Source organism: Mucilaginibacter sp. OK283 (assembly GCF_900110415.1).
In the GTDB taxonomy this organism is placed as follows: Bacteria; Bacteroidota; Bacteroidia; order Sphingobacteriales; family Sphingobacteriaceae; genus Mucilaginibacter.
In genome coordinates, this window is sequence record NZ_FODR01000005.1 from 145,874 (window position 1) to 165,591 (window position 19,718).

The window sequence follows — 19,718 nt, forward strand, 5'->3', positions numbered from 1 at the left end:
ATGTTAGGAACACTAAATGATGGGCAGATTGAAGCTCTGCTTAAAAGGCAAATTACCGGCCGCATTGCCTGTACAGAGGCCGGCGTACCCTATATTGTGCCGGTGAATTATGTTTACGATGGAAAACAGGTTATTGGGCACAGCACAATGGGTAAAAAGATGGAGATGATGCGCAAGAACCCGCGGGTATGTTTCCAGGTAGATGAGATTAAAACCATTTTTAACTGGCAAAGCGTGATTGCCTGGGGACGGTTTGAAGAGATTACCGATATTACAGAAAAGGAGCAGGCCATGATGGCTATTACCCACCGCTTGATGCCTTTTGCCGAAAAAGCGGCACATCATCCTTCCCACGGTTTAGCAGAAAAAGAAGAGGATATCGGCACCAAACTCGACCTCATTTTATACAAAATTGTGCTGGTTAATAAAACCGGCCGGTTTGAACGAAGTTGACGCGGGATCGCCTTGCCAGGAATTTTTAGGGGGCATGGCTGCATTGTGCTTATAACTACGTGTTTGTAAGTTGATGGTTGTTAGTGTTGTTTTAAATTTAATTTATGTCATTGCTTCGTTCCCCGCAATGGCAGGTTTATGGCCGGATATATTACCGTAGCTTTCTTGATACCTGATAGTTGCAACTTGATACTTTTTCATGCAGCTATCTTGCTACTTGATACTATTCTCCAATTTCAATCCATACCGGGCAATGGTCGCTGGTTTTTTCCCAGCCGCGTACATTACGGTCTACGCCGGCGGATTGCAGGCGGTCGGCAACATGTGGGCTCAGCAGGAAATGGTCGATACGCAGTCCCGCATTACGGCCATAGGCGTCGCGGAAATAATCGAAAAAGGTATAGATTACCTCGGTGGGGTATAGTTTACGGATGGCGTCCGTCCAGCCCTGGTCGACCAGGTTTTTGAAGGCCAGGCGCACTTCGGGGCGAAAGAGGGCATCATCCAGCCAGCGCTCAGGTTTGTAAACATCCAGTTCGGTAGGCATTACGTTATAGTCGCCCGTAATTATGGCGGGCACACCATGCGCCAGCAGGCCCGATGCGTGACTGGTGAGGCGTTCGAACCAGCGCAGCTTATAATCCAGTTTGGGGCCGGGGGCGGGGTTGCCGTTGGGCAGGTACAGGCAGCCAATAACGATGCCGTTTATAAAGGCTTCAATGTAACGGCTGTGCTCGTCGTCCGGATCGCCGGGCAGGCCCTTGCGTAGCTCTTTAATTTCGTAGTTGTTACGGGCCAGGATGGCTACGCCGTTCCAGCTTTTTTGGCCATGCCATATGGCGTTGTAGCCGGCACCGGTAATGGCCTCCAACGGGAATTTATCCTGGGGGGCCTTTAGTTCCTGCAGGCAAACCACATCGGGCGCGGTTTCGGCAAGCCAGCGCAGCAGCACCGGCAGGCGGCCATTTACACCGTTAACATTATAGGTGGCAATTTTCATGTGGTAAAAATTGGATTTTTTTGTAAAAAAGTTAGCGAAAATTAAACCATAATTAGTTAAAAGCTGAAATTATTTGTATAAAACTGCGGCTATGAGAATAATCCGTGCGTGATCTCTTCAATCTCCGAATCGCCGTGGAAAAAGATGGTTAAGCCACGCGCGCCATCGGTGATGCTCAGGATGTCCTCGCGTTTAATATTGTTTTCGTTTATAAAAAGCGCCAACCGGGCCGGGGTACTAAAAGAGTCGGTTTTTACAATGATCATGGTAGTATTTTTTATATTAAGATTGCGTTCCCGATGGTTTGTTACAGGAGGTTAGGGGGATAGAAAGTTTGGGTAGCGGGCCTTGAGATGTATTTTGATTTATTTTTTTGGTGGAACGCTGCCAGTGTTTTCAACTACCGGATACTTTGACCAAATTACGAAACCGCAACCCCGCGATAATAATTAACTTTGCTGCGTGACGACTAAACAACGCTACTTTATTGAATTGGCTTATGATGGCACCGCCTATCATGGGTGGCAGGTGCAACAAAATGCCCACAGCGTTCAGGAAGCGCTAAACAAAGCGCTAAGCACCATTCTGCGCCAACCCATCGAAACAACAGGTTGCGGGCGCACGGATACTGGCGTACACGCCAAGGAGTTTTTTGCTCATTTTGATGTGGTTGAAGAGGTTGTCGATAGTCCATTGTCCATAGACCATGGTTATGAGACCGAAAAGAGCCATGGACTATTGACCATAGACTATGGACTTAAAATCCGCAGCCTCAATTCAATCCTGCCTGCTGATATCGCGATTAAAAACATCATCGCTGTGAGTCCCGATGCGCATGCCCGGTTCGATGCAACGTTGCGGTCGTACCAGTACCACGTCCATTTTAATAAAGACCCGTTTTTAAGGGGATATTCCTGGCAGCTGCGCGATGTGCCGGATCTGGAATTGATGAACAAGGCTGCGGCTATGATGATGGACTATATTGATTTTAGCTGTTTCAGTAAATCAAATACCCAGGTAAAAACCAATAACTGCAAAATAAGCCGTGCCGAATGGGTGCAAACAGAACAGGGCATGGTATTCCATATTTCGGCCGATAGATTTTTGCGCAACATGGTACGCGCCATAGTAGGTACACTGATGATGGTTGGCCGTAAAGAAATACCACCCGAAGCCGTAAAGCAAATTATTGAAAGCAAAAACCGCTCAAATGCGGGTATGAGCGTACCGGCCTGCGGGTTATATTTAACAGAAGTGAAATATTAGCCACTAAAACCCTGAACGATATCTATAGCCTTGATAAGCGACTGCCTGACAGCAATGGTTTAAAAATCGCTTGCAAATAACCCTTACTCCACTTCCGCGGTAATCTTTTCTCCTATTTGTTGCCTCCACATGGCATAATATAGGCCCTTTTGGCTTATCAAATCGAGGTGACGGCCGGATTCAATGATGCGGCCTTTTTCTAACACATAAATACAATCGGCATGCATAATTGTGGATAAACGGTGGGCTATTAATATGGTGATATGATTTTCGTTTTCAGATACGTTACGTATGGTTTCGGTGATCTCCTCTTCGGTGATAGAATCCAGGGATGACGTTGCTTCATCAAATACCAGGATGTCGGGCTTGCGTAACAGCGCACGGGCTATCGAGAGGCGTTGTTTCTCGCCGCCCGATACTTTTACGCCACCCTCGCCAATAACGGTGCTCAGGCCTTTATCGGCCCTTGCAAGCAGGGTTTGGCAGGCGGCACGTTGCAATACGTTCATACATTCTTCGTCTGTAGCATCCGGGCGAACAAACAGCAGGTTCTCGCGGATGGTACCTGAAAATAGTTGGGTATCCTGGGTTACAAAGCCAATTTTTTCGCGCAGCTGATCAAGATCAATCTCTTTGCTTAAAATGTTGTTGTATAAAACATCACCCTCCAAAGGCTGGTACAAACCAACCAACAGCTTTACCAGCGTAGTTTTACCCGAGCCTGATGGGCCAACAAAAGCAATGGTTTCGCCGGTATTGGTTTCAAAACTAATGTGGTTAAGCGCGTTGCGGTTGGCGGTTAAATGTTTAAAAGTAACATTGCTGAAGGTTAGCGTGTTAACTTTCTCTACCATTACCGGTTTTTCGGGCTTTTTATCAATAGGCGTACTTAAAATGCCTTTGAAATTACCTAAGGAAACCTCTGCTTCGCGCCATGACAGGATTACGTTGCCCAACTCCTGTAATGGGTTAAACAAAAAGAAGGAGTAAAACAAAAAGCTAAAATATTGGCCCGGCGATAATGAACCCTTAAATATCAGCATCAATAGCACAACCACCATTACGCTCCGCACAAAATTTACGGTGGTACCCTGTACAAAGCTCATGCTGCGTACGTATTTAACTTTTTTTAGCTCCAGGTCGAGGATTTTGTAGGTAGTGCTATTAAGCCTTTCTATTTCCTGTTTGGCCAAACCAAGGCTTTTTACCAATTCAATGTTCCTTAATGATTCGGTGGTGGAACCGGCGAGTGCCGTGGTTTCAGATACTATCTTCTTTTGAATCGTCTTTATCTTGCGACTCATGGCCATGCTCACAAAAGTGATGATGGGTATAGCTGCAAAATATACTAATGTTACCTGGTAATTTACACTTACCGAATATACAATTACAAACACCATCCCTATAAGAGATACAAATAATATACCAATGAACGAGGTGATAAATTTTTCGCAATCTAACCGGACTTTTTGTAAAATACCGAGGGTTTCGCCGCTGCGCTGATCTTCAAAAACCTGGTAAGGCAGCTCTAACGAATGTTTCAGGCCATCGGCGTACATTGCTGCACCAACCTTTTGGGTAATAATATTGGTAAAATAATCCTGGAAATTTTTTGCTATACGCGATACCATAGCTACGCCAATAGCAGCACCAACCAGCGTTAATACCTGGCGCAGGTACTCATCGTAATGAAGGGTGCCGCGTTTTTCAATAACGCGGTCTACAATTCGTCCTGTTATCCAGGGATCAAGGAGCGAAAAGCCTATATTCATGGCAGCCAGAAACAGCGCCATCACCACTATCCAGCGGTGCTTTTTCAGGTAAGAAATTAGTATATTCATGTTTCGGCGGTAAAAATAAAAAAAGGGAATGGCTAAGTAGCTCATTCCCTTTTAATTTGACATAAGGTTAATATTAAACCGTCATGATATCTTTTTCCTTGGCATCAGAAAGCTGATCTACTTTGATGATATAAGCATCGGTCAACTTTTGAATTTCGGCTTCACCTACTTTTATTTCATCTTCAGACACGCCTTCCGATTTCAATTTTTTGATCTTCTCATTGGCATCTTTACGGATGTTGCGGATAGCGATTTTACCGGTTTCGGCTTCGCCTTTTGCTTTTTTAACCAAATCGCGGCGGCGCTCTTCTGTTAACGGCGGTACGTTAATACGGATGATGATACCATCGTTTTGCGGGTTAACGCCAAGGTTAGCCGCTATAATTGCTTTTTCTATAGGGGCAAGCAACGATTTTTCCCAGGGTTGTATAATAATTGTGCGGGCATCAGGGGTGTTTACGCTACCCACCTGGCTTAAAGGGGTTGCAGTACCGTAATAATCAACCGTAACATCATCCAGCATTGATGGGCTTGCTTTACCGGCACGTATTTTATTTAATTCGTTATCGGCATGCTCAATGGCCCTTTCCATGGATGCCTTTGCATCAGTAACTTGTTTTTTAATGAGTTCGCTCATCGGTTTAAATTTTTCACAAAAATAATAAAATCTACCATTTAACAGCAGGCCATCTGTTTTATCATTTGGTGCCCGCCATGGTTTGCCAACTAACGTAATTTTTGCAGGTATGTTTTTAGCTATAAATGTTAAATAACTTTTTTTAACATTTATAATGCCCATTTGTATTTATCTTAGTGTAAACCTATTACAGCTATGAAAAAAATACTGTTAATTATCATTTTGGCCACATGTGTAAGTCAGTTAAAAGCGCAGATATCACTTAATCCTTTTTTTAGCAATAAAATTACCTGGAGTCCCACTTTAAAGCCAAAAACAGCTACTAACTTTTTTGCAACAAAACCTGTATCACCGCAGTTAAAAGGTCTTTTATCGGGCAGCGCACTGCAAATGCCTGATACCCAACCTATGCGCTATTTGATGCCGGTTGTTAAAGTATCAAGTACCGATAGGATGCCCGTAATAAAAACCGATGAGCCAGGGATGCATTATACCATGCTGATAAAAGGATATGGATCGCCAAAGTTGGATAGTTTGGCAAAATCAATGCCGTAATATTGTTGTAAAAGGTTTTTATGAGGTAAAAAACAACGTTACGCGGGTTGCAAAATTTACGAAATGCCAGGGATTAACGTTATCCAGGGTTGTCCAATTTTTCTGGCATCCTTGAGGTACGAACGACCTATCAACTGTGCATAACCGATAGAAAAGTTCGCGAATAGATCCTTCGTACCTCAGGATGACGGTTTTTTATTTTATATATCATTCCCCTTCAGAATTTCGCAAATTTTACCACTCAGGATGGCAGGCCTTCGCGCCTTGAAATTAAAGTATGCAAGGAAAACTACCTCGCCTGTTCTTCAGCCATCAACACACCCTTGTTAGCTTCGTCCACAACAGCCGCTCCCCGTTTTTTAACCACTTCATTAAAACTTTTCTCGTAATCAGGGTGATTAGTGCCCATTAGCCTGTCCCAGATGTTAAAATACAGCCCGTAGTTGCATTTAACCAAGCGGTGATGCATGTTATGGTGGGTTGATGTATTATGCCATTTAAATAGCTTATGGCTGGCAAAACCTTTCGGAAAAAGCTCGAAACCCAGGTGACCGGTTACATTGAGCAATAAGGAATATAAGGAGAACAAAGTTAACGCTGTACCATGGTACGGGATGGTGAAAGCTATCAGGGGCACAATGCCTACTTCGATACCAGCCTCCAGCGGGTGGAAAGCATACGCTGCAAATGGCGTTGGGTTAGTAGATAGGTGATGGGTTTTATGTATCGCTTTAAATAAAGGCTTCCAGTGCATAGCACGGTGTGACCAATAAAAATAGGTATCGTGCATCAATATCATCAGCACAATACTAAAAAGGTAATAGCCCCATCCTTTATCGCTGATATTGGGATAAATACGGGTTAAGCCAGCTTTACTGGCATAGATAACACTCATGATAACCAGGCCGAAGATAATAATAGTGATAAAGGAGTTCACCAACTCGCGGATTACGTGCTTATTTTCGGGATATCGCTGCTGTATTTTGGCGCGCCAGATGGTTTTATTCTTCCACACATAAAATACCAGGTAAAATGAGCCTGCAAATAACAGGTACCGCACAGCCAACCGGAGTAAAACGTTGGATATGGCGATCAAATCATCTATGCTGAAGCTTTTAAACATCTCTCATTAAACGTTTAAAAATGACAATTTATATAGCTTAAAAATCCTTATTCAGCAGTTTTTCCAGCTCTGCGAAGCTGATATTCATTTTAACGCGGCCCTGCTTGGCATAAGAGATCTCGCCGGTTTCTTCGGATATAATGATGGCAGTAGCTTCGTTGGCTTCGGTTACACCAATACCGGCACGGTGTCGCAGGCCAAATTGAGCGGGCAGGTCTGTTTTTTCAGTCAGTGGTAAAATACAGCTGGCCGATTTAATTTTATTTTCAGCAATTACTACAGCCCCGTCATGCAGCGGGCTCGTTTTTTGAAAAATACTTTCCAGCAGGCGTTTGGAGATCCGGGCTTCTACAACCTCGCAACTATTTTGGTAAAACTGCTCATCATAATATTTGGCAAATACAATGAGGGCGCCTGTGCGGGTCTGCTTCATGCTTTTGCAGGCATCAATAATAGGCTTAATACGGGCGTAGTTGTTTTTCTCCACTTCCTTTTTGCCAAAAAAATACTGCCACCAGGCCTTATTGCGTTGCAAGGAAGCATTTTTGCCCACCAATAGTAAAAATTTCCTGATCTCCTGCTGAAATACGATGATTACGATAATAATACCCACATCCACTACCTTTTTCAGGATGCCCGCCAGCAAGGGCATTTTTGTTTCGGGCACAATGAAATACAACAGATATATAAATGCAAGCCCAATAAAAATGTTTGCTGCTATGGTTCCCCGAAGGAGGTTATAAAGCTGGTAAATAATGGTTGCCAGCAACAGGATATCCAGTATGGCAAACGGCGTAATTTTAAGGCTGCTTAAAAAGGATTGCATTTACGAAGTTAACAAGTTTCGGCAAGTTAAAAAGTGCTGATGAAACATTGGCGTGCCGCAAATAAATTAGTGTGCCGTAGGTAAGTTACTAAGTTAAGAAAGTTAGAAGGGTTTGAATATCCAACACCGAATATCCAATGCCTAATAACGAACAGAAACTTCGGTGTCGGACATTCGAAATTCATTGTTCGATATTATTTACACATCTGTTGTTGCTTACTTAATAACATCGCCTGGTATATACGGCCCACCCGGCACACCCCATCCCCAGGCTGGCATCGGCGCGTTGGCAGCCTCGGTTGCTTCGCTTTCTTTTGAGTTGATAACCGCAATGCGCGTACCCCACTCCAGGTAAGCCAAAAATGCCGATCGGAATTCGGGATCGTCCGGCAGTTGTAATTCGTCGGCAGTTTCCAGCAGTAGTTCCATCCAGCGTTTGCGGTGCGCCTCGGTCAGGTATTTTTGCAAGTGCTTGCTTATCATGATAAAATGGCTGCCCTCCTCCTCGCTGTAAGTTTTAGGGCCGCCCAAAACTTCGGCAACAAAATGGGCCACATGCATACGGTGTTGAGCCGACATGTGTTTAAATACAGGCTCCAGTAATTCGTCGGCCAAAACCTTGTCATAAAATTTATCAAACAGAGTTACAAAAGCCTGCATACCGCCGGCCCATTCAAAAAGCGAAGGGATTTTATTAGCTGCCATATTATTTAAGCCGTTATATTCAAAAATAAAGATAGCAGCGAATAATTTAATATGTGGAATTAAATCAGGAATCTTTACTTATTCCGCTCGGTAGTAAAGCGCACCAATTGCTCCAAGGCGGTATGCGAATCGCTTGGCGGGAAAGTATTCAGTATTTCAAAAGCCTCGTCCTGGTATTTTTTCATTTGAGTTTCGGCATATTGCAAACCGCCGGTCTCGTTCACAAATTTTATGATCTGGGCAATCTTGGCAGGGTCGTCGTTATGGTTTTTAACAAGGTTAATGATCCGTTTCTTTTCAGACGGCGTAGTATTGGCCAGCGAATAAATAAGGGGTAATGTAACTTTTTTCTCCTTGATATCGATACCCAAGGGTTTACCCACATCATCGGTACCAAAATCAAACATATCGTCCTTAATCTGGAAGGCAATGCCTATTTTCTCGCCAAAAAGGCGCATTTTTTCAACCACCTCATCACTTGCGCCGGCAGATGACGCCCCACAGGCACAACAGGAAGCAATAAGGGAAGCTGTTTTCTGACGGATAACTTCGTAATAAACCGGTTCGCCAATGTCCATGCGTCGTACTTTTTCTATCTGCATCAACTCGCCCTCGCTCATTTGCTTAACGGCATCTGATACGATACGCAGCAATTGAAAATCATTATTTTCAATAGAAAGCAACAGGCCTTTAGATAGCAGGTAATCGCCTACTAAAACAGCTATTTTATTTTTCCATAAAGCGTTGATAGAGAAAAATCCCCGGCGCTGGTAAGAGTTATCAACCACATCATCATGCACCAGCGAAGCGGTATGTAAAAGTTCGACCAAAGCCGCGCCCCTGTGTGTAGATTCGTTGATGCCGCCACATATTTTGGCAGCAAAAAAAACGAACATAGGCCTTATCTGCTTGCCTTTACGTTTAACAATATAATGGGTAATGCGATCCAGTAACGGCACCGAGCTTTGCATAGAAGACTTGAACTTCTCTTCGAACGCATCAATATCGGCAGCGATAGGTCTCTTAATCTCGTTGATGCTCAGCATTTAAACTAAACAAGCTTTTATGGTGTAAAACTGCCTTGTGGCAATATGAGGCAAACATAAGCTAAAATTATTTATCTGCATTAATGCAGAATATTTTTTACTCAAATTAAACCATCTGATCAGTAAACAGTCAATACAACTGATTGCCATATTTATATAAGTCGAGTTAAAGTTTTGTGTGAGCGGGTTGCCTTTAAAAAGGTGCCCGCTTTTTTATTAGCGGCAAATGCAATAATATTTTACCTTTGCAATCCATTTAGCAATACGGAGAGGTGTCTGAGTGGTCGAAAGAGCACGCCTGGAAAGTGTGTATACTTCAAAAGGGTATCGAGGGTTCGAATCCCTCCCTCTCCGCCGAAAGTAAAAATAGTTTATAACTGATTGAAAATAAATTATTTACATGTGAAAATTAAAAGAAAGAGGGATTCGAACCTTGGACCTTTTAAAATTGAAAAACCCTCTAATTTCGCTAATTAGGGGGTTTTTGTTTTTTTAGCCCTTCTGAAAATCAAAAGATCTTCACAACTGCATTGCGTCATTCGTAGCGTCTTTTTTATTTCAAAAAAGACGCTTTAAAGGTTTAAATAATTGCAAATGAATTACTTAAGTTAAAATTGGAAATGCTTTTCGTTAAAAACAAATTAGTATTGATAATCAGTCAGTTATCATTTTAAATGTCAGAAACCATTTCAACTAAATCATTAGCATTGACCCGTATAACAGCATGTTTACAATATGGACATCTTGTTTTGCAAAGGTCTTAGCTTTAAATTTGTTAATGGTTTAAAATCATATTTATGATAGAAAAAAACATCGGTTATTTTTTCTTCTTGAAACAAACCAAAAACAAAGGTGATGATGTCAGATTTATCTACTTAAAGACCTTATCATATCCTATAAATTGCTGTAAAAGTTAGGGCGCCCATCATCATTATAGCTGCCGGCTCTGTCATAATCATTTACTTTTACTGGCGTATGTGCGATATGGATCTTGACACCTCGGCGAATGAGATGATCATTGATGGGCAGATGTATATTACAAGAAAAATCAGGTAATTTTCGGTACTTGAAGCTGGCTTAGGAAGGCAAATTTGCCAATTCCGATGAATAAAAGTTTCAAAGCACAAGAAAAAAACAAAGCCGATGACCCGGAGATTCCGGTGGATTAAGTATGGGCACGGATGTTCACTGCATTAATTTACCAACCGCTTTTTAAAATCTTTAGGGGTCGTACCAACTTCTTTTTTGAACAGCCGGGCAAAGTACGACATATTTTCAAACCCGAGAGAATAAGCAATTTCAGAGACATGGTCGCCGGATTCCCGCAACCGGCTCTTGGCGATCGAGATCAGTGCGATATGGATCAGTTCCTGAGCCGTTTTCCCGGTCTCCAGCTTTAGCGCGTTGCTGAGGTAACGGGGAGACATATTCAATTCAGCGGCAAGGGTGGACACGGAGGGCAGCCCTTCTTTCATCAACTTGTCCTGGCTGACGAGATCGTCCAGCAGCCTTTGGAATGCGGTCACCGTTTTACCGCTAAGTTCCCGGGGGTTGATGAACTGCCGTTTATAAAAACGCTCGGCGTATTTCAATAACGAGTCGATATTGACCAGGATAATATTCCGGCTGAACTCGTCCTGGTTATTATCGTATTCGGTGTCGATGGATTCAAACAGGCGCATGATAATCTTTTCTTCTTTAGGCGCCAGGTGCAAAGCCTCGGCTGCTTCATAGTCAAAAAAGGCATACCGTCCGATCTCACGTTGCAGGGCGCTGCCCAGTAAAAAGTCTTCATGAAACAGCAGGATGTAGCCGCCTTCTTCCAGCTCCAGGTTATGGATCTCGATGACCTGCCGGGGTTTCCAGAACACCATAGAACCTTTTTCGTGATCGAATCGCGTGCGTCCGTACAGCCAGTGCCCGTCCTTGATGTGTTTCAGGCCGATCATGTAGCAATCGCAGGTGAACTCCCGGAAGTTTAGCACCAGCCCAGGTGTGATCCTGATCAGGCTGAGCATGGGATGCTCCGGTTCGGGCAGGCCATTGTCGCGGTGCATCTCGCTTAAAGAACGGTAGTGTTTCATCAGGTCTAATTTAAAAAAGATCAGGCACTAAATTGTCTTAAATGATAGTCGATATGGATCAGGGCCAGTTTACCCCATTGTTTGCGGGTTAGCCTGCCGAACAGGGGATGCGGACCCCAGGATTCGGTCGGCGTGGCCCAGGCCTTATCCAGTATCTCCAGCAATAGTTTTTGCTCTTGCTCAAAATCATATTGAGCTTCGCGAGGTATGATGAAATTCAGCGGCATGCGCAATCCCCGCGGCTGCTCCGGGAAGAAATCGACCAGCAGCCATTTGAATACCGTACGGCTCAATCCGTAACTCTCGTCCCAAAGATCGAAATCACCCAGCGCACCACCCAGCGACAGGTTGAGATGGTGCAGCATCTGCGCTGCAACCATCGTGCCCCAGACCCGTTTGGAACCCGGTGTCAGGCTTTGCACCCGCCGCCGGAATTCCGCCTGTTTTTCCGGTTCGTAAAACAATAGCCCATCTACCTGTGGCCTGATCAGGGCTTTGGTGAAATATTTAAGAATGGCGATAAAGGAATACCAGAGTTCCTTATTGATGAGCCTGCGTTTCATGACCTTAGATCTCTGTAGGCTTGAATTTGCCGGCCCAGGCCTCAATTTCCTGGCTAACCTTGTCACGGTTAGTCCGGTAGGTTTGCAGGGAGTCTTGTCCCACCGGTAAATGAAGGGGTGGATTTTCGGTGTTCGCAAGTTCCAGAATCACCTGCGCAAGTTTGGCTGGGTCGCCGGGTTGGTTGCCGTGCAGCGCTTCCGGAACGGCTTTCATCTGGCCTACTACGGTAGCCTGGTAGTCTGCTATCGATTCCTTCGTCAGAGAATAGCTTTGCGAATTCAGGAACTGTGCGCGGAACAAGCCTGGGGCAAGGGCAGTAACCTTAATATTGAATGGGGCGAGTTCCAGGGCCAAGCCTTCGGATAAGCCTTCAACGGCGTATTTGGTCGAGCCATACAGGGCCCAGCCTGCTAAAGCACCGTAACCAAAGAGCGAAGAAATATTAATAATGTGTCCAGCCTTTCTTTCCCGCATACCGGGCAGTACTGCGCGGACAAGGTTCAGCACGCCGAACACATTAGTGTCATACTGCCGCCTCACTTCCTCAGCCGAAGCTTCTTCAATGGCACCAACAATGCCGAAACCGGCATTATTGACCAGGACATCGATCTGTCCGAACTTCGCCAGGCCTTCGCCGACCCCTCGTTGTACTTCAGCCTCGTTGGTAACATCAAGGTTGACGACCAGCAGGTCTGCCGGGTTTCCTAAAGCTGCCTGCAAGCCGGCGGCATCATTCCTGACGGTAGCGATCACCTTGTCGCCCGCTGAGAGAACAGTTTTTACGATTTCCAGGCCGAAGCCTTTGCCGGCACCTGTAACCAGCCAAATTTTCTGTTTCATGGTTATTGATTTTTAAATGATTTAATTAAATACAGCTTTATTTTTACTAAAAAACGCAGCCAGTGTTTCCGGCTGCTGGCCGGTGATCGTTTCGATCAGGTCGTTCGTCCCGGCGAAAATGCCGTTCACACAATCTTCCGCGACGTGGGTCACATGCTGGATGAAATGCTCGCTGACCGGTCTTTTGGCATTACGTTCAAAGAATTCGGCGATGGTTACGGGTTGGTACCGGATCGTTCTGCCGAGTTCGGTGGATATGACTGCAGCCATTTCTGCCACGCTGTATTCCTGCGGGCCGTAAAGCTTAAGGATTTGCCCGGCATAGGCGTTGATATTCGTCGCTGCTTTGGCGACCACGCGTCCCAAGTCGGCGGAATCCACCGGTGCCCAGCGTCCGTCCCCGAAAGGCAGGGCGAGCTCGTTATTGTCCCTGATCAGGTCGCGGATATACAGGAACCAATCGTCGAAAAAGGTGGGCCTTAAGTGTACGGTGGGGATGCCGGTAGCGTTGAGCAATTGTTCGCCTACCCAATGATCCTGGGCAGCGTTGCTTTTGGCTTCCCTTCTGGCCGAGATCTGCGACATATTAACAATCCCTTTCAGGCCGTTCTCTTTAGCTGCGATAGCGAAATAAGCGGTGGCCTGCAATACGCCGGGCACCAGCACAGGGTAACACAGGTAGGCGGTGTCGATACCCTGCATGGCGGCCGAGATGTCATCCAAGTTTAACAGGTCACCTGCGACCACCTCAACACCTTTGGCGGCCAGTTGTGCCGAACGTTCATCCAACCGGTGGACGAGCGCCCGCACCGGATAGCCCATTTTTAACAGCTCATCGATAGCGGCCCCGCTGCTTTTGCCGGTCGCGCCGGTGATGAGTACTTTGATCTGATCTTTCATTTGTTTTGAATTGAATACTCAAAGGTAGCCCTGGCTTAGCCGGGGCTGCTAACCCGGAACCGCCAATTACTGACACTAATTGACGTAATAAGGTGCGATCATCAGGTAGACGATCACACCTGTGAGACTGACGTAAAGCCAGACAGGCATCGTCCAGCGGGCCAGTTTCCGGTGCCGGTCGACTTGGTTTTTGAGGGCCAGTGCCATGGTGTACATCGCCAGCGGTACGATAATAATGGCCAGCAGGATGTGCGTGGTCAGGATTAAGTAATATACATGCCGCAGGATGCTGGCACCACCGTATTTGGTGGATGGCGTAGTAAAATGATAGGCCAGGTAACTGACGAGGAACAGGCTGGTTGCAGCAAAAGCGACGCCAATGAAACGACGGTGCCAGTCGCGGCGCTTACGCCGTATAGAAAGTAGTGCAACCAGTAAGGCCGCAAAGGTCAACCCGTTAAGAACGGCGTTGACCTTTGGCAGCAAGCTCACGTTTATGCCGGCGGGCATGGTCGCTTTGGGTAAGAAAACGGAGAGGGCGATCAACCCATTGATGGCCAGGGCGAGTGCCCAAATGTATCGTTGCTCTTTTTTCATCAGTCGGCAAATGGGGCGCTACCTAAAAAATCTTCCGGTTTCGGGATATTCAGCGCGTGTGAGCGGTGGTGCTCAATACAGCTGCAAAGATGAAACCGGTGCGGGTAAGGCTTCTTGCTGTCCAGTTCCGCGGTAAAGATCTCTAAGAAACCCTTCTTAAAACCGAGGCGTGGGTAGTGGTGAAGTACCTCTGCAACATTGTTAGGATCAAGTGCCAGGTCCGGCGGTAAGGCCGTAAGATCGTACAGGATACCCTGTTGCATCACCCGGGTCGGCTCATCCTTAAACAGGTTCAGGTCGCCCACGTGAAGGGCTATATTATGCCACACCTGCCAAGCCCGATCCTCCTGCACTCCTTGATCCAAAAGAAATTTTCTGGCCGCGTGCGCACCTTCCACTTCGAAGCGGTGTGGCCCCTTTCCTGCCTCGGTAAAACCCAGGTCATGCAGCACGGCGGATACAAACATGAGCTCATGATCAACTTTAACACCCCTCTTCCGGGCGAACAGCTCTCCGAAAAAATAGCAGCGCATCACGTGGTTGAAGAGTACGTCGCTTGAATACTCACGTGCATATTGCTCCGCTTGGCGTGCGATGGTTGAGTCAGGCGCTTTGATACCTGCGATCATGATGCCGACCTTTCGCTGGCAGGTACACGTACCACTTCGGTCAGCTCACCCGAATTGATCTCATAAAAGAAACCATAGAGATTGAGGTGTTTGGGTACAAGCGGGCTATGATCGAGCAGATCTACGTCATGTTTGATGGTCTTCTCATAATCTTCAATAGCCATGTCCTCGTGGTCCCACAGTCCGGAAATATCCGTATGGTGATGCGTGTGGAATTTTTCGATCAGCAGTTCCGGTGTATAAGAGGTCATGCCACAGAAAGAGTGGTGAACAATGACCACATTCTGATAATGGAACAGATAGTCCATCGTGGCGATGGATTGCAACGATTGCAATGCGCGGCCCCCTCCATTCGATAAAGCGAATAAGGTTCGTGTATGGCCGATTCGCACACCATTCTCATCCGTGATGTTCTCGCCTGGGTAAACCTCATCGCCCAGGTGATCGGCTACGGCTTTAGGGATCTCTGCTGCTCTGGGATCAAAACAATAGATCACAAGTGTTTTCATTGGGATGGCTTTATCAAAACCATCAAAAGTGTTTTGGTCGAACCCGGGCAAGTTCCTGAATTCGAATTGGCTGAAATTTGTCATGTCTTTAAATTTTATGGATCAAATGTATACAGGTCTGTCTACTTTAACAATAAAAAGTATACAAATCTGTCTACTTTGACAATTGCCTGATATTTCAAGCAGTTAAAAGCCTTAATTTTGGATATGGCAGATACAATGAGCCCGTTCCGTGACCTGCGTTCAGAAAAGATCGACACTTTGAAACCTCGCGAACGTATTTTGAAGACCGCGATCAGGCTATTTAATGAGCATGACGTGCATACGATAGGTATTGACCGCATCATCGCGGAAAGTTTTGTGTCTAAAAGGACTTTCTACAGCTACTTCCCTTCAAAATCTGATCTCATCGGTGCTTACCTTGACTTTTGGGATGCGTTCCGTTTCAATATCCTGGAAAAACGAGTAGCGGCTGCGGGCGACGATCCTAAAGCCCAGTTGCTGGCGGCCTTTGATGCGGTGAATGACTGGATCGCCGACCGGGATTTTAATGGTTGTGTGTTTACGAGGGGCTTGAGCGATTTCAGCACGGTGGAGGAGAAACAGCTTCGGGCGAAGGTGGATCAGCACCTTAAAAAAGCAGCGATATTTATACAGCAACGTTTAGATCAATTGGTTGAACCGGCTCAGGCTAAAATGTTGCTGCCTCAATTGCTCAGTCTCATCCTGGGGGCAATGGTCGTTGCACAGGCGACGGGTAATAAAGATGCAGCGCTGTTAAATAAATCTTTGGTTAGCCAAATACTAAAGCGCTGATCAGCCCATTGTTAATGTTGCCGCTCTTTTATAAAAGATTGCAGACATGATAAGCATTCATTTGATGTTATTAATGAGTTGTAAATACATTAGTCGGGCAGATTAACGCAGATTTACGTTAATGGTCATGGCGTTCAGATATCCAAGTATTTACACGAGTTGCAGAATGCAGATGTCATTATCACGTTTTCTGGTAAGCTTGTTTTTAATAAATTATTCTTAATTTCGGGTAACAATTAGAGTTATTTGCCCATTGCGTGATTCGTTGCGTTTGAAAAAATGACAATTTTAACATATTGATAATGAGTGAGTTGTATAGAATTATTCTGAACCCTCCCTCTCCGCTGATTTTGATATCAAATTATTTAAAAGCCTGTAAATCATATAATTGCAGGCTTTTGTTTTTATATCAATACTCAAAATATCCATCGGATCGCATATAAACAGTGCGTAATAAGGTGAGTAAATTTTGAGATATTTAAACTCACCGAATTGGCCATATCTTTTTGACTATCAAGATGTTCGTTTATTAAATATCTTGATTATGATTAGCTGCAAGCTTAGTTTTGTTTCACTTTTAATGTTATTTCACATGAAAACTAATTTCAGCTTGCTCTTCTATTTGAAGAAACCAAAAAACTACACAGACGGCCCCGTACCGATCTATCTTCGGATTACCGTTGCCGGTAAACGGTCTGAAACTACCACAGCACGAAGTTGTGATCCTTTGCAATGGAATAGCAAAGCAGGGCGGTTAAAAGGAACCAAGGAAGCTTCCAGAACCTTTAACGCTTATCTTGACCAGTTGCTACTTGTTTATTTCGGCTTGGTTATCACAGCCGCAATTTCTTTCGGATTTGCATTGGCTTTAAAAATACAGATCAATGCGTTGGTAGAGTTACTACAAGAACAACCAGGCAACATAAGTAAACCAACGCCTGTCCAATCTCAATCCAATAATATGAGGTTTCCCCATGGGGCAATTCAGCACAAAAAACCGCGTCAGCATCACGCTATTGTTAAACAATAATTTGTAAAATCATGTATAAAACACTAACTCTGAAGGAGTTCGTTAGTCAGGTTACATTTAATATTGTTTACTACGAACAACAAAAAGCAACCGCTGTTCTTATTCCTGTGAGCCACTGGCACCCAGCAAAGGCGGCGGAACTACAAATTCTAATGGAGCAACTAACTTACATACCAGTTTTTGAATGTTCTTTAAAAGAGCTGGAAGAACGGTTGCGCCCTGAAATCCAAAACGTAGAAGCCGAAAGCACTCATTTGGGTCTTTATAACCTTTACGAACCTGATGGTAATCAAGAGTATAACAATCACGTTATACGTGAATATGCCGATCATCGAGAGTTGGTTAAAGTAAATACCACCACAGGTGACAGCCAGATCGTCAGCAGGAGATTTTAATGGAACAGCCGGAACTATTTGTTTTTGCCGGGCCAAATGGCGCCGGTAAAAGCACGCTGTCATCCTCTATGGTACCACCTGGTACTCCTATTTTTGATGGCGATAAAGAATTTATACTGCTTAAAAAGCAATTTCCAGGTTTAGACAGCGGTAATTTATATGACGCAGTTAACGGGCACGTGTTTTCCAACTTGAAAGAAACCATGCAAGCCAAAAATGCAACCTGTGCTTTCGAGACTAACTTTCGAACAGAAGATATCATGAAATCAGTCAATGAATTTAAGCTTAAGGGCTACAGTACCAGATTATTTTTCTTTGGGTTGGATGAAATTGCTATGTCTTTTGAGCGTGTACGTTTAAGAGTAGCTAAAGGAGGACACAATGTATCAGCAGATAACATCAAAGCAAATTACAAGCAGTCTTTAGTTAACCTGCAAAAACATTAGCGTGCTTTTGACCAGATTATCTTAATGAAAGCCGCATCTAAGGAAAAAGGGCAAAGTCTTTCAGTATATCTGAAATATTCGGATGGTAATCTTGTCGAACAGGCCCTTAATTTACCGCAATGGGTTGACCGTATCGCTCAAGAAATGGGAACCAGCGCCTTTCTGGTAATAGAAAATGGGCTTTTAAACCCACCTCGCTGCCAGTGGACGAATAAAGCGCTGAACAAGCCGATATGGGTCGCATTCAGCCGCCCGTCCATGCTCATGCGTTTGAGCGGCTTACTGTAACCGGCAAGTTCACTGACGGCGATCTTATTAGTACTCATTGCATACCTCCTTCCAAATGACTAAGACGGACGAGTCGATTTTCCGAATAAAAAGCCGGCCGGGTAAATAAGAATGCCTCTATTAAGTTGATTCTTTTTGTCACACAGATAAAGGGTGATTATTAGGAATATTATTAGTAATAGGCGATTATCAGACTATTATATGAGTTGTAAACGATCGTTATCACTATAAGGTCTTTGGCGATGTAATTACTGAAGTAAAAAATCGTTACAGAGAAACATTCAGCGATTTAATTATGGAGCACCTTTATCCTGTACAGCGAACAAAAACGGGCGACTATTCCAGCTATGCATAATCACCGCACAAACCATTGTGTAGCTACGAAAATGCAAAGGAATTTTTCTTTCAGCTTTTCAGCAGAAATATTACGTCAAATTTAAAGGCAGCTTTTAAAGGGTTTAATGTCATAGGATAACATATATTTTAAGATAAAACTAAACCTTTGGTATTGATTGTTTTTTTTGGGAGATTTGTAAAAGGTTAATTAATAAATAATATATAATTAATCTTCTGCAAAATACGCATGACCAATTTTACTAAGTTTGATGAGGAGCAATTGATTAGTCTGATGCAACAAGATTCTCTTGGCGCATTTGAGGAGATTTATCAACGTTACTGGAAAGCGTTATATGCCGAAGCGTACAAACGTTTAAAGGATAAGGATGCTTCGGAAGAAATTGTGCAGGAATTGTTTACGGCTTTCTGGCATAAACGGCATTCGTTAAATATCCATCAAACCATAGGGGGATACCTTTATAAAAGCGTTGGCTACCGCGTAATTGATCATTTCCGCAAAGAACTTACACGGCAAACACACCAGGAATCTTTTAAACTTAACTACACCGAGGCCGATCACTCTACCGAACAAGCTATCATGCTTAAAGATCTGCAGTTGAATATAAGCCATGTGGTAAACCAGTTACCGGATAAATGTAGGTCTGTTTATGAGTTGAGCAGGATTAGCCATAAAACCAACAAAGAAATTGCCTCTGAGCTTGGCATATCAGAAAAAACTGTCGAAAACCACCTGACAAAAGCCCTCAACAAACTTCGCCTTAGTCTTAATAACTACCTCCTTTTGCTGATATTTCTCCTGATAAAATAATTT

General features: G+C 44.4%; 24 protein-coding genes and 1 tRNA gene. 10 read left to right on the forward strand and 15 right to left on the reverse strand.

The genetic code is table 11. The features are described from left to right. The gene (locus tag BMX56_RS13605) at positions 1-453 is read left to right on the forward strand and encodes a pyridoxamine 5'-phosphate oxidase family protein (RefSeq protein WP_090648506.1); all 453 of its coding nucleotides are present in this window, start codon (positions 1-3) and stop codon (positions 451-453) included. Positions 454-676: 223 nt separating this feature from the next. On the opposite strand, the gene xth is transcribed toward BMX56_RS13605, so the two are convergent. Both xth and BMX56_RS30170 read right to left on the reverse strand, forming a co-directional pair. Then, complete coding sequence (gene xth, locus BMX56_RS13610; RefSeq protein ID WP_090648511.1) at positions 677-1,453, reverse strand: exodeoxyribonuclease III; 777 nt, start codon at positions 1,451-1,453, stop codon at positions 677-679. A gap of 89 nt (positions 1,454-1,542) precedes the next feature. Next, positions 1,543-1,719 carry a hypothetical protein gene (locus BMX56_RS30170; RefSeq protein WP_177183807.1) on the reverse strand — a complete coding sequence of 59 codons (177 nt, stop codon included), beginning with the start codon at positions 1,717-1,719 and terminating at the stop codon, positions 1,543-1,545. Between the two features lie 196 nt (positions 1,720-1,915). Between BMX56_RS30170 and truA the strand changes: the two genes are divergently transcribed. Continuing rightward, the gene (truA, locus tag BMX56_RS13615) at positions 1,916-2,719 is read left to right on the forward strand and encodes a tRNA pseudouridine(38-40) synthase TruA (protein WP_090648516.1); all 804 of its coding nucleotides are present in this window, start codon (positions 1,916-1,918) and stop codon (positions 2,717-2,719) included. An 83-nt stretch (positions 2,720-2,802) separates the two neighbouring features. Here the strand turns inward: truA and BMX56_RS13620 are convergent, their stop codons facing one another. Then, positions 2,803-4,560, reverse strand: a complete 1,758-nt coding sequence (locus tag BMX56_RS13620) for an ABC transporter ATP-binding protein (RefSeq protein WP_090649484.1) — start codon at positions 4,558-4,560, stop codon at positions 2,803-2,805. 73 nt (positions 4,561-4,633) lie between these two features. Beyond that, on the reverse strand, positions 4,634-5,197 hold the full coding sequence (gene frr, locus BMX56_RS13625; RefSeq protein WP_090649487.1) for a ribosome recycling factor: 564 nt from the start codon (positions 5,195-5,197) through the stop codon (positions 4,634-4,636). Positions 5,198-5,392: 195 nt separating this feature from the next. Between frr and BMX56_RS13630 the strand changes: the two genes are divergently transcribed. Continuing rightward, complete coding sequence (locus BMX56_RS13630) at positions 5,393-5,752, forward strand: hypothetical protein (protein WP_090648520.1); 360 nt, start codon at positions 5,393-5,395, stop codon at positions 5,750-5,752. Between the two features lie 289 nt (positions 5,753-6,041). Here BMX56_RS13630 and BMX56_RS13635 read toward each other — a convergent pair whose 3' ends face one another. The 4 genes from BMX56_RS13635 to BMX56_RS13650 form a co-directional block, all read right to left on the reverse strand. Next, the gene (locus tag BMX56_RS13635; protein ID WP_090648525.1) at positions 6,042-6,875 is read right to left on the reverse strand and encodes a sterol desaturase family protein; all 834 of its coding nucleotides are present in this window, start codon (positions 6,873-6,875) and stop codon (positions 6,042-6,044) included. Between the two features lie 37 nt (positions 6,876-6,912). Next, positions 6,913-7,701: a diadenylate cyclase CdaA gene (gene cdaA, locus BMX56_RS13640; RefSeq protein ID WP_090648530.1), complete on the reverse strand. Its 789-nt coding sequence runs from the start codon at positions 7,699-7,701 to the stop codon at positions 6,913-6,915. A 216-nt stretch (positions 7,702-7,917) separates the two neighbouring features. Further along, a complete protein-coding gene (locus BMX56_RS13645; protein ID WP_090648536.1) occupies positions 7,918-8,406 on the reverse strand; it encodes a group II truncated hemoglobin in 489 nt (162 codons plus the stop codon). A gap of 74 nt (positions 8,407-8,480) precedes the next feature. Next, positions 8,481-9,452 carry a polyprenyl synthetase family protein gene (locus tag BMX56_RS13650; protein ID WP_090648540.1) on the reverse strand — a complete coding sequence of 324 codons (972 nt, stop codon included), beginning with the start codon at positions 9,450-9,452 and terminating at the stop codon, positions 8,481-8,483. 266 nt (positions 9,453-9,718) lie between these two features. Between BMX56_RS13650 and BMX56_RS13655 the strand changes: the two genes are divergently transcribed. Further along, positions 9,719-9,806: transfer RNA gene (locus BMX56_RS13655), tRNA-Ser, on the forward strand. An 839-nt stretch (positions 9,807-10,645) separates the two neighbouring features. Here BMX56_RS13655 and BMX56_RS13660 read toward each other — a convergent pair. The 7 genes from BMX56_RS13660 to BMX56_RS13690 all read right to left on the reverse strand — a co-directional run bounded on the left by BMX56_RS13660 (position 10,646) and on the right by BMX56_RS13690 (position 15,659). Next, positions 10,646-11,536, reverse strand: coding sequence for a helix-turn-helix domain-containing protein (locus tag BMX56_RS13660; protein WP_090648545.1), 891 nt, complete (start codon positions 11,534-11,536; stop codon positions 10,646-10,648). 20 nt (positions 11,537-11,556) lie between these two features. Next, the gene (locus BMX56_RS13665; RefSeq protein ID WP_090648548.1) at positions 11,557-12,099 is read right to left on the reverse strand and encodes a DUF1569 domain-containing protein; all 543 of its coding nucleotides are present in this window, start codon (positions 12,097-12,099) and stop codon (positions 11,557-11,559) included. A 4-nt stretch (positions 12,100-12,103) separates the two neighbouring features. Beyond that, positions 12,104-12,940: an oxidoreductase gene (locus BMX56_RS13670; RefSeq protein ID WP_090648551.1), complete on the reverse strand. Its 837-nt coding sequence runs from the start codon at positions 12,938-12,940 to the stop codon at positions 12,104-12,106. Between the two features lie 21 nt (positions 12,941-12,961). Next, on the reverse strand, positions 12,962-13,840 hold the full coding sequence (locus tag BMX56_RS13675; RefSeq protein ID WP_090648554.1) for an NmrA family NAD(P)-binding protein: 879 nt from the start codon (positions 13,838-13,840) through the stop codon (positions 12,962-12,964). A 75-nt stretch (positions 13,841-13,915) separates the two neighbouring features. Continuing rightward, positions 13,916-14,437 carry a DUF420 domain-containing protein gene (locus tag BMX56_RS13680; RefSeq protein ID WP_090648559.1) on the reverse strand — a complete coding sequence of 174 codons (522 nt, stop codon included), beginning with the start codon at positions 14,435-14,437 and terminating at the stop codon, positions 13,916-13,918. Next, positions 14,437-15,066, reverse strand: a complete 630-nt coding sequence (locus tag BMX56_RS13685) for an HD domain-containing protein (RefSeq protein WP_090648563.1) — start codon at positions 15,064-15,066, stop codon at positions 14,437-14,439. Before BMX56_RS13685 ends, BMX56_RS13680 begins: the two co-directional genes overlap by 1 nt. Then, positions 15,063-15,659: a carbonic anhydrase gene (locus BMX56_RS13690; protein ID WP_090648568.1), complete on the reverse strand. Its 597-nt coding sequence runs from the start codon at positions 15,657-15,659 to the stop codon at positions 15,063-15,065. The genes BMX56_RS13685 and BMX56_RS13690 overlap by 4 nt, the downstream gene beginning before the upstream one ends. A 123-nt stretch (positions 15,660-15,782) precedes the next feature. Between BMX56_RS13690 and BMX56_RS13695 the strand changes: the two genes are divergently transcribed. The 6 genes from BMX56_RS13695 to BMX56_RS13720 all read left to right on the forward strand — a co-directional run bounded on the left by BMX56_RS13695 (position 15,783) and on the right by BMX56_RS13720 (position 19,715). Continuing rightward, a complete protein-coding gene (locus BMX56_RS13695) occupies positions 15,783-16,391 on the forward strand; it encodes a TetR/AcrR family transcriptional regulator (RefSeq protein ID WP_090648573.1) in 609 nt (202 codons plus the stop codon). 592 nt (positions 16,392-16,983) lie between these two features. Beyond that, entirely contained in the window at positions 16,984-17,421 is a 438-nt protein-coding gene (locus BMX56_RS13700) for an Arm DNA-binding domain-containing protein (RefSeq protein ID WP_090649491.1), read from the forward strand. Positions 17,422-17,432: 11 nt separating this feature from the next. Next, positions 17,433-17,816: a hypothetical protein gene (locus tag BMX56_RS13705; protein ID WP_090648577.1), complete on the forward strand. Its 384-nt coding sequence runs from the start codon at positions 17,433-17,435 to the stop codon at positions 17,814-17,816. After that, entirely contained in the window at positions 17,816-18,262 is a 447-nt protein-coding gene (locus tag BMX56_RS13710) for an AAA family ATPase (RefSeq protein ID WP_090648581.1), read from the forward strand. Before BMX56_RS13705 ends, BMX56_RS13710 begins: the two co-directional genes overlap by 1 nt. Positions 18,263-18,286: 24 nt before the next feature. Next, the gene (locus BMX56_RS13715; RefSeq protein WP_090648585.1) at positions 18,287-18,550 is read left to right on the forward strand and encodes a hypothetical protein; all 264 of its coding nucleotides are present in this window, start codon (positions 18,287-18,289) and stop codon (positions 18,548-18,550) included. Positions 18,551-19,133: 583 nt separating this feature from the next. Next, positions 19,134-19,715: an RNA polymerase sigma-70 factor gene (locus tag BMX56_RS13720; protein WP_090648590.1), complete on the forward strand. Its 582-nt coding sequence runs from the start codon at positions 19,134-19,136 to the stop codon at positions 19,713-19,715. Positions 19,716-19,718: the final 3 nt, after the last annotated feature.